The sequence below is a fragment of the Kamptonema animale CS-326 genome, from assembly GCF_028330895.1.
Taxonomy (GTDB): Bacteria; Cyanobacteriota; Cyanobacteriia; order Cyanobacteriales; family Microcoleaceae; genus Kamptonema; species Kamptonema formosum.
In genome coordinates this window covers 1-8,633 of record NZ_JAQMUA010000323.1, presented here as the reverse complement: position 1 = coordinate 8,633, position 8,633 = coordinate 1, and the positions used below count along the sequence as shown (strand labels likewise).

Annotated in this window: 9 protein-coding genes and 1 pseudogene; 7 read left to right on the top strand and 3 right to left on the bottom strand. The window is 42.7% G+C overall.

What is annotated here, in order from left to right; genetic code table 11:
* Positions 1-149, top strand: a pseudogene (locus PN499_RS29775) (DUF6745 domain-containing protein); the annotation flags it as partial.
* Here the strand turns inward: PN499_RS29775 and PN499_RS18815 are convergent.
* Entirely contained in the window at positions 146-355 is a 210-nt protein-coding gene (locus tag PN499_RS18815) for a hypothetical protein (RefSeq protein ID WP_272033630.1), read from the bottom strand. The pseudogene PN499_RS29775 and the gene PN499_RS18815 overlap by 4 nt on opposite strands.
* 21 nt (positions 356-376) lie before the next feature.
* On the opposite strand from PN499_RS18815, the gene PN499_RS18810 reads away from it, so the two are divergent.
* Together PN499_RS18810 and PN499_RS18805 are read left to right on the top strand one after the other, a co-directional pair.
* Positions 377-1,465, top strand: a complete 1,089-nt coding sequence (locus PN499_RS18810; protein ID WP_272033628.1) for an SPFH domain-containing protein — start codon at positions 377-379, stop codon at positions 1,463-1,465.
* Between the two features lie 86 nt (positions 1,466-1,551).
* Positions 1,552-2,730: a TFIIB-type zinc ribbon-containing protein gene (locus PN499_RS18805; protein WP_272033627.1), complete on the top strand. Its 1,179-nt coding sequence runs from the start codon at positions 1,552-1,554 to the stop codon at positions 2,728-2,730.
* On the opposite strand, the gene PN499_RS18800 is transcribed toward PN499_RS18805, so the two are convergent.
* Positions 2,727-2,897, bottom strand: coding sequence for a hypothetical protein (locus tag PN499_RS18800; protein ID WP_272033626.1), 171 nt, complete (start codon positions 2,895-2,897; stop codon positions 2,727-2,729). The genes PN499_RS18805 and PN499_RS18800 overlap by 4 nt on opposite strands.
* Before the next feature lie 31 nt (positions 2,898-2,928).
* On the opposite strand from PN499_RS18800, the gene PN499_RS18795 reads away from it, so the two are divergent.
* Together PN499_RS18795 and hetL are read left to right on the top strand one after the other, a co-directional pair.
* Positions 2,929-3,969: a DUF6745 domain-containing protein gene (locus tag PN499_RS18795; protein ID WP_272033625.1), complete on the top strand. Its 1,041-nt coding sequence runs from the start codon at positions 2,929-2,931 to the stop codon at positions 3,967-3,969.
* Between the two features lie 49 nt (positions 3,970-4,018).
* A complete protein-coding gene (gene hetL, locus PN499_RS18790) occupies positions 4,019-4,735 on the top strand; it encodes a heterocyst differentiation pentapeptide repeat protein HetL (RefSeq protein WP_272033624.1) in 717 nt (238 codons plus the stop codon).
* Positions 4,736-4,870: 135 nt separating this feature from the next.
* On the opposite strand, the gene acsF is transcribed toward hetL, so the two are convergent.
* Complete coding sequence (gene acsF / locus PN499_RS18785) at positions 4,871-5,947, bottom strand: magnesium-protoporphyrin IX monomethyl ester (oxidative) cyclase (protein ID WP_272033623.1); 1,077 nt, start codon at positions 5,945-5,947, stop codon at positions 4,871-4,873.
* A 281-nt stretch (positions 5,948-6,228) separates the two neighbouring features.
* Here acsF and PN499_RS18780 point away from each other — a divergent pair, with 281 nt between their 5' ends.
* Both PN499_RS18780 and hemN read left to right on the top strand, forming a co-directional pair.
* A complete protein-coding gene (locus tag PN499_RS18780; protein ID WP_272033622.1) occupies positions 6,229-6,990 on the top strand; it encodes a biliverdin-producing heme oxygenase in 762 nt (253 codons plus the stop codon).
* A gap of 184 nt (positions 6,991-7,174) precedes the next feature.
* A complete protein-coding gene (hemN, locus tag PN499_RS18775) occupies positions 7,175-8,572 on the top strand; it encodes an oxygen-independent coproporphyrinogen III oxidase (RefSeq protein ID WP_272033621.1) in 1,398 nt (465 codons plus the stop codon).
* The last annotated feature ends 61 nt before the right edge of the window (positions 8,573-8,633 follow it).

The window sequence follows — 8,633 nt, the reverse complement described above, 5'->3', positions numbered from 1 at the left end:
TTGAGCCGATTAATATGTTAAAAATGACTTGCCCAAGCACTGGACATATTCACACTTTGCGAGTGCCACCTAATTTAAAATCAGCGCGAAAGGCGATTAAGTGGGTCAATTGGGGAGTCGATGCAGAGGACTTTTCGGTGCAGACTTAAAAGTGCGATCGCATTTTACTATTCAGATCGCAAGCTAAAGGTAATAAAGAGGTTGAACACCAAAGGGCAGAGGTTGAACGCCAAAGAGCATAACAATCGCAATTAAAGTTAGAGCAATTGCGATCGGTGGCAATGGGCGCGATCGCACTAAAAACTTTACAATCTCGATCGGGAATTCCGAGCGCTCCTGTTGAAGCTAAAATCAAACAACAACTAAAAATAAATCTATGGGACTCTTTGACAAGATTCGCGGTGAATTTATCGATATTGTCGAATGGTTAGACAATACCAACGACACCATCGCTTATCGATTCGAGCGCCACCAGAACGAAATTAAACAAGGTGCTAAACTAACGGTACGACCAGGACAAATAGCAGTCTTTGTCAGCGAAGGAAAAGTTGCCGATGTCTTCGATCCGGGAATGCACGAACTGTACACCCGCAACTTACCCGTTCTGAGTACCTTAAAAGGTTGGCCCTACGGTTTCAACTCTCCCTTTAAAGCCGAAGTCTACTTTTTTAACACGAAAATATTTACCAACCTGAGATGGGGAACTTCTAACCCTGTAATTATCCGCGATCCAGAACTCGGCCCCGTGCGAATGCGGGCTTTTGGAACCTACAACATTAAAGTTTCTCATCCCGAACAACTCTTAAAACAACTAATCAGCACTGACGGACTATTTCAAGTAGATGAAATCAGCGATCAACTCCGCAATACAATAGTCAGTGCCTTTGCCAATTGGGTTGGCAGTTCCCGCGTTCCCCTGCTGGACTTTGCAGCCAACTACACACAGATGGGCGAACAGGTACGAGTTGCCATAGAGCCAAGTATCCAGCAGTTTGGGTTAGAATTAACTCAGCTATTAATTGAAAATATCTCGATGCCGCCTGAAGTTGAAGCAGCACTCGACAAACGAGCCTCAATAGGACTTCTGGGAAATATGCAGCACTATACCCAATATCAAGCTGCTAACGCTATAGAAGCATCAGCAAATAACCCTAGCGGCGGCAATCAAGCATTAGAATTGGGCATGGGAATGGCACTAGGTCAGCAAATGACAAATATGATGCAGCCGCCAGCATCCCAAACACCGCCACCACCTCCACTACCCACACAAACTCAGTGGTATATTGCCCAGAACGGTCAACGATTAGGCCCTTTTGAATTGCATCAACTTCTGCAAAATGGTTTGACACATCAGGTAATGGTGTGGTGTGCAAGTTTTGACGGCTGGAAGTTAGCATCGCAAGTGCCGGAATTAGCATCTTTGTTGGCGACAGTACCGCCGCCTCCCCCGCCAGCGGCAGCTTAAAATTTTGCATATTTAGTTAATTGGTAATTAGTAATTGATCTGCTTTCCAAATTACCAATTACCAATTACATCACCAATAAACTATTATGAATACTTCGGAACCTGCTGTTAAGCGTTTTCCCTGTCCTAGCTGCGGGGCTTATTTAGAGTTCAACCCCCAAGCAGGAAAACTCAAGTGTGCTTACTGCGGCTGGGAAGATGCAATTCCCCAAACTGCTGAAGAGGTAAAGGAAAATTCTTACGAACAATATCTACAATTCGACGAAACAACGCTGACAACTTTATCAACAACAGCCCTTGAAGTAAAATGCAATGATTGCGGAGCAAGTGTTACTTTTGAACCGCCAAAAGTAGCGGGCCAATGCCCATTTTGCGCTTCTCCAATTGTGACACAACCTGAAAAAGCTAGCCCTAGCGTGCATCCAGAGGGAATTGTCCCTTTTGAAGTTACTGCTAAACAGGCCAGAGAAAGCATTCAGAAGTGGCTAAGCAACCGCTGGTTTGCTCCTTCTGCTTTGAAATCCCTAGCGCAACAGGAGAAAATTCAAGGGGTTTACTTGCCGTTTTGGACTTACGACACTTATACGGTTAGTTACTATAGGGGCGATCGCGGAGAACACTACTACGTGACTGAGACTTATACAGAAACAAACTCGCAGGGCGAAACAGAAACTAAAACTCGCGAAGTGCAACATACCAGGTGGTGGCCTGTTTCTGGCAGAGTCGAGCGCTTTTTTGACGATATTCTGATTCCCGCTACAACTTCAGTCGATCGCCCGCGTCTGGATGCGTTAGAACCTTGGCATCTCAAGGAGTCGCTGCGCGCTTACAATTCCTCTTATTTAGCTGGGTTTGAAGCGCAGCGATCGCAAGTTTCTCTCACTCAAGGATTTGAATGTGCTAAAAATGTCATGGCCGGTACTATTCACTTCGATGTTTGCAGGAATATTGGTGGCGACGAGCAGCGGGTTCACAGCATTTCTACTGATTACAATGCTATCACTTTTAAGCATATTTTGCTACCTGTTTGGCTGTGTGCCTATCGTTATCAAAACCAACGATATCAAGTAATGGTTAATGCACGCACCGCTGAAGTTCAAGGCCAGCGTCCCTACAGTGTTTGGAAGATTACTGCTGCTGTGGTTAGTGGTGTCGTGCTTGCGGGTGTTATGTACCTATTGTTTACTGGTAATTGGAGATATATCCGTGTTCCCGGTTTGCCTCAACCCCAACCCCAACCCACTTATCTACCTGTACCACGCTAAAGTTTACCGCTTGTTCTTATTTCCTCTAACGCACCTGCACCGAACAAAAAAAGACCGCTAGAGCAATTGCGATCGCAGTTACGAGCTGCTGGAATTGCACCGGAAGTGTAAGCAGATTTGTGATTCCGTTGCGCCGGAATCGCACCACGGTTTAAATCCGATCGCATGGTAAATTGTCACTAAATAGGGTATCTCTCCATGTCAGAAACTAAAATTGACAAATTGACTCCTGAACAAGAGGCATTAATTCCAGTATATCTGGAAAAGTGGCGGCAATTCGCGCGTTCTACCGTGCCAATAAACCGTGAAAAAGCAACTGAAGTAGTGAAATCAGCTTATGCTTTGATGAACCTAAAAAATCCTGAGATTATTTTTTATGATAGCCCTTATCTAGGTTTTAAAAATATTCCCAGTCAACCAGTAATACAATCGATAATCAAACTACGATTTGAACTGTCTGTACAACTAATAAGACAACTATATAAACAATTAAGTAGGCAAGCTAGGCGTACTCTGGGAGAAAAGTGTTTGGTAGAACAAGGATTTTACGAACAACAGATTAAACTACGAAATAAACTGGAAAATCAACTAGAAAATCAACGGCACAATCAAGAATTTTGGGATACCTGCATTTGGTCAGACAGCGATGCTAGTTGGGCCGTTGAATATGACTTTGGAGTTTCCGTCTTAAACTGCAATCTCGATCAAAAAAAATGGAAAATATATCAAGGGCTGGTTAAGGAGTGTGGCTTAATTATAATGCTGGAAAAAACTTGCATTATCTGCGATCGCCCTCGCATCCTCTGTTTCGACAACCAACACCGCCTCCACGCTGAAGGTACACCCGCCATCCAATTTGCAGACGGATACAGCCTCTACTCTTATCACGGAGTCACCTTACCTGAGAAATACGGAAAACTACACCCTCACCAATGGCAATCTCAATGGCTTTTAGAAGAAGAAAATGCCGAACTTAGGCGAGTGCTAATTCAGGGAATAGGTTACAGTCGAATCTGTCAAGAATTAGAAGCAGTTGAATTAGATACATGGCGCGAATACTCTTTATTAAGAATTGATAAAAATATTGACCTTGAGCCGATTAATATGTTAAAAATGACTTGCCCAAGCACTGGACATATTCACTTTTTGCGAGTGCCACCTAATTTAAAATCAGCGCGAAAGGCGATTAAGTGGGTGAATTGGGGAGTCGATGCAGAGGACTTTTCGGTGCAGACTTGAAAGTGCGATCGCATTTTACTATTCAGATCGCAAGCTAAAGGTAATAAATATGAACGTTGATGATGTTTTAAAGCAATATTCTACAGGAGAACGAAGTTTTCATCAGGTAAAATTACAAGAAATTGACTTGTTGAATGCCGAGCTACAAGGTATAGAGTTCGATCGCGCCGACTTGCGCCAATCCCGACTTGGTAAAACCAATTTTACTCAAGCTAGTTTTCAAGGAACAGATTTAAGCGAATCAATTTTGTGGGGAACAGATTTGACTGAGGCTAATCTGTATCGAGCCGTCCTACGAGAAGCGGATCTCAGCGGTGCAAAGCTCACAGATGCCAATTTGGAAGAAGCAAATTTGATGAAAGCTTGTTTAAGCGGTGCAAACTTAGTGCGTGCAAAATTATTGCGTGCGATTCTATTTGAAGCAGATTTGCGTTCGACTTCTGACCAGATTACCGATCTAGGTCAGGCAATTTTGACTAATGCAGACTTGTCATATTCTAACTTAAGTGGAGCTCTTTTATATCAAGCAAATTTGGATGGTGCAAAGCTTTGTCGCGCTCATCTAAATGAGACGATACAGCAACGTTTTTTAGCCACTAATTTGAGTGAAGCTAGTTTACAAGGAGCCGATCTTAGTTATGCTGATTTGAGCGGTGCTATTCTACGCAAAGCTAATTTACGCGGTGCTGATATGACTAGAACTATTCTCACGAATACGGATTTAGAAGGAGCGATTATGCCTGATGGAACGGTTTATTCTCGGTAGAGGATGTTACCTTTTCTCCATTGTTATTAACTTTAAGATCCAATCTCCAATGAGGCGGGGGTTGAAAACCCCGCCTCATCAGCTTAAGTCCCTGGCTACTTTCTGCGATCGAGAGCAAGTTTCATGTAGAGGCAATTAACGCACCATTCCCCGCGTGGCCTCCGCATCGATCGGCTTAATCAAATACAGCCGTAAAAGATGCCCAACAATAGCCATTTGCAATGGCAACTTACGCAGCACTTTTAACCACTTTGGCTGAGAACTTTGATTGATTTCTGACATCTTCAAATTCAGATCCGAACACTTATGCAGCCGCTCGAAAAACTCTGGATGATCCGTATTTAAAATAGAGGGAAAAGCACGGGCAGAAGTTTCATTAGTTTTGCGAATTACCTGAGCATCAAACTCTGTTGCATCAATCCCTAATGAATCATAAAATCCCGTTCTTTCATGTACTGTCAGCGTATGAGTTGCAAACACTGAAAGCAAGAAAAAGCGACTCCATAAACGAGATTGCCAAGTTTGCCAAAGGGAAGGTTGCGATCGCAACAAAGCCTTAAAAATATCCCCATGTCGATTTTCATCCTGGCACCAACTCTCAAAGTAGCGGAATAGGGGATAAAACTGATTCTCAGGGTGTTTTTCCAGATGGCGATAAATAATGATGTAGCGCCAGTAGCCAATCTTTTCTGACAAATAAACCGTGTAAAGCACCCATTCGATCGGGAAAAATGTATAAACTCGGTGCTTAGTCAAATAGCCCAAATCCATCGTACAGCCAAAATCGCCCATCGCCTTGTTCAAAAATCCAGCATGGCGAGCTTCATCCCGCGCCATCAAACTAAACATTTCCGATAACAAAGGACTGCGATCCTTCAATTTGCGCGACAATTCCTTAAATAACAGAAACCCCGAAAACTCCGAAACGCAGGATCTTTCTAAATAATCCACAAATGCCTGCCGCGCCTCTCCCGTAAGATTAGTCTCTTTACACAAGCGGTTAAATTCCTCATCCCGCACGAAATGATGGCGGTTGTAGTCGGCCCGCATTTCTGTCAGCATCGCCTGTAACTCAGTCTCCTGGGCAGATAGATCCAGTTGTGCAGTCTTGTCAAAATCTGTTGTGTAAAACCGAGGCGTAAGAATTGTTTCCTTGATTGCTTTCTTGGATGCCGCAGTTTCCAGAGCGGGCTTAGCCAGAGAATTCACCATAATGCTTTAACATCGTTTGTATGCTCAATAGCCATCAAGCTATATTACTTTCTGCCATTTGTCTAGGGTTTTTACGATGCCGCCACAAAAAATTACACTTCGCAAACATAAGGTTAAGTTTTACAAACAACTTGACATTCATCGCTGGATAGTTATATATATTTTAATTAGTCTGCTGATTTGCCCAAGCGATCGCGAAATTAACCCCTTCGGGTTCCCCAACTTCTAGCCTCAGCAGTCATCACCGAGCACAACGATTCTGAAAAAACGAGGTATTTAAAATGAGTCAAGATTTAGCCCAACGCCTGCGCGAAGGAACCAAACACTCCCACACCGCCGCCGAAAACACCGCTTACATGAAATGCTTTCTCAAAGGAATTGTTGAGCGGGAACCATTCCGTAAGTTATTAGCAAATTTGTATTTGGTCTACAGCACATTAGAAGGAGAACTGCAACGCTATCAAAATCACGAAATTGTCGGAAAAATTTATTTTCCAGAACTCAACCGTACAGCCAATTTAGAGAAAGATTTAGCATTTTATTACGGTGACAACTGGCGCGAACAGATTGTACCTTTACCCGCTGGTAAAATTTACGTAGATCGCCTCCACGAAATTGCTAACACCGATCCCGTACTCCTAATTGCCCATGCTTACACCCGCTACATGGGCGATCTTTCCGGTGGTCAAAGCTTGAAAAAAATCATTCGCTCAGCATTGAAATTACCCGAAGATAGAGGTACAGGACTCCATGATTTTGAGCAAATTCCTACTGTAGAAGCTAAACGGGAATTCAAAGAAAAATACCGTCAAGCACTTGATTCTTTACCTATTGATGAAGCAACCATTGAACGCATTGTAGCTGAAGCTAATTATGCCTTTCAGCTAAATCGCGATGTCGTCCATGAATTAGAAGACGATGTAAAAGCCGCCATCGGAGATCATGTCTTTGATTTACTCACACGCCAAGATATTCCCGGTGCAACAGAACGCCCACATCACGGAGCGCCTAAAGAACTCGTAACCGCTGAATATAGCATTTAGGCAATGTAAACGGCTAACTTTGCGATCGATGAGTGTCAAACAAATTAATGTAGGGGCGGGTTCGCCAATATCTTAATTAAAAATTAGAGAACCAGAAAACCCGCCCTCCTCCTAATTTATTTCTCAAAATTCTTCCATCATTCACTACAAAAGTAATCCATCAACAAAAAGGAAAAATTAATCCATGCTCCATACATTACCCACAGTTCAATTCGATCCCGCATTACTCCGCAAATACGACCAACCAGTACCCCGCTACACCAGTTATCCACCAGCAACAGAATTAAAACCAGAGTTTGACCAGATTGATTTTAGAGCAGCAGTCGCCGTTAGTAACTATAAAAAAACGCCCCTATCGCTCTACTGTCATATTCCTTTTTGTGAAACTGCCTGTTATTTCTGCGGTTGTAATACTGTCATTACTCAACGCAAAGAAATTTCCGAACCTTACCTAAATTATTTGCTTCGCGATATTAGCCAGATGGCAGAGTTGATTAGTCGCGATCGCACAGTTCAACAAATGCACTGGGGCGGCGGGACACCTAATTATCTGTCTCTCAGTCAAGTTGAAACCCTGTGGACAGCAATTAATCAACATTTTCAATTCGATCCACAAGCAGAAATTTCCATTGAAGTAAACCCGCGTACTCTCGATCGCAACTACGTTCTATTTTTACGCGAACTAGGATTTAATCGGATTAGTTTTGGCATTCAAGATTTCAATCCACAGGTACAGGAAGCCGTAAATCGGATTCAGCCAGAAGCTCTCTTGTTTGACGCTATGGGTTGGATTAAGGAAGCCGGATTTGAAAGCGTTAATGTCGATCTAATTTATGGTTTGCCCCATCAAAATCTGGACACATTTCGTGATACCATTAAGAAAACCATTAAACTCGATCCAGATCGAATTGCCGTCTTCAATTTTGCCTATGTACCTTGGTTAAAACCCGTACAACGTCGCCTTCCCGAAGAAGCACTACCCCAAGCTGCCGAAAAACTTGATATTCTACAAATGACAATTGAGGAATTAACTCAGAATGGGTATCAATTTATTGGCATGGATCATTTTGCCAAACCGAATGATGAACTATCAGTAGCTCAACGAGAAGGACAACTGCATCGCAACTTCCAAGGCTATACTACTAAACCAGAATCCGATCTAATTGGATTTGGGGTCACATCAATTAGTATGCTTAACGATGTGTATGTCCAAAATCACAAAAAACTCAAAGATTTTTATCTCGCAATTGACCAAGAAACTCTACCAATTGAACGAGGAGTTAGCCTCAATCAAGATGATATCGTTCGTCGCACTGTGATTATGGAATTAATGTGTCAATTTGAACTCTCAAAAGATGATTTAGAAGAGAAATATCATCTGCGTTTCGATCAAGGGTTTGATGAATATTTTTTGGGTGAGCGTTCGGAACTTGAAAAATTGCAAGCTGATGGACTGCTTCATGTTTCTCACAATCATATTCAGGTGACACCTGCTGGACGATTACTGATTCGCAATATTGCTGCTGTATTTGATGCTTATCTGCAAAATAAAATAACAGCCAATTTCTCCAGAGCAATTTGAGAGGAATATAAGGATTGGAAGTATCCCGCTTTAATCAAAGGTATGTAGTTGGGCTTTAGCC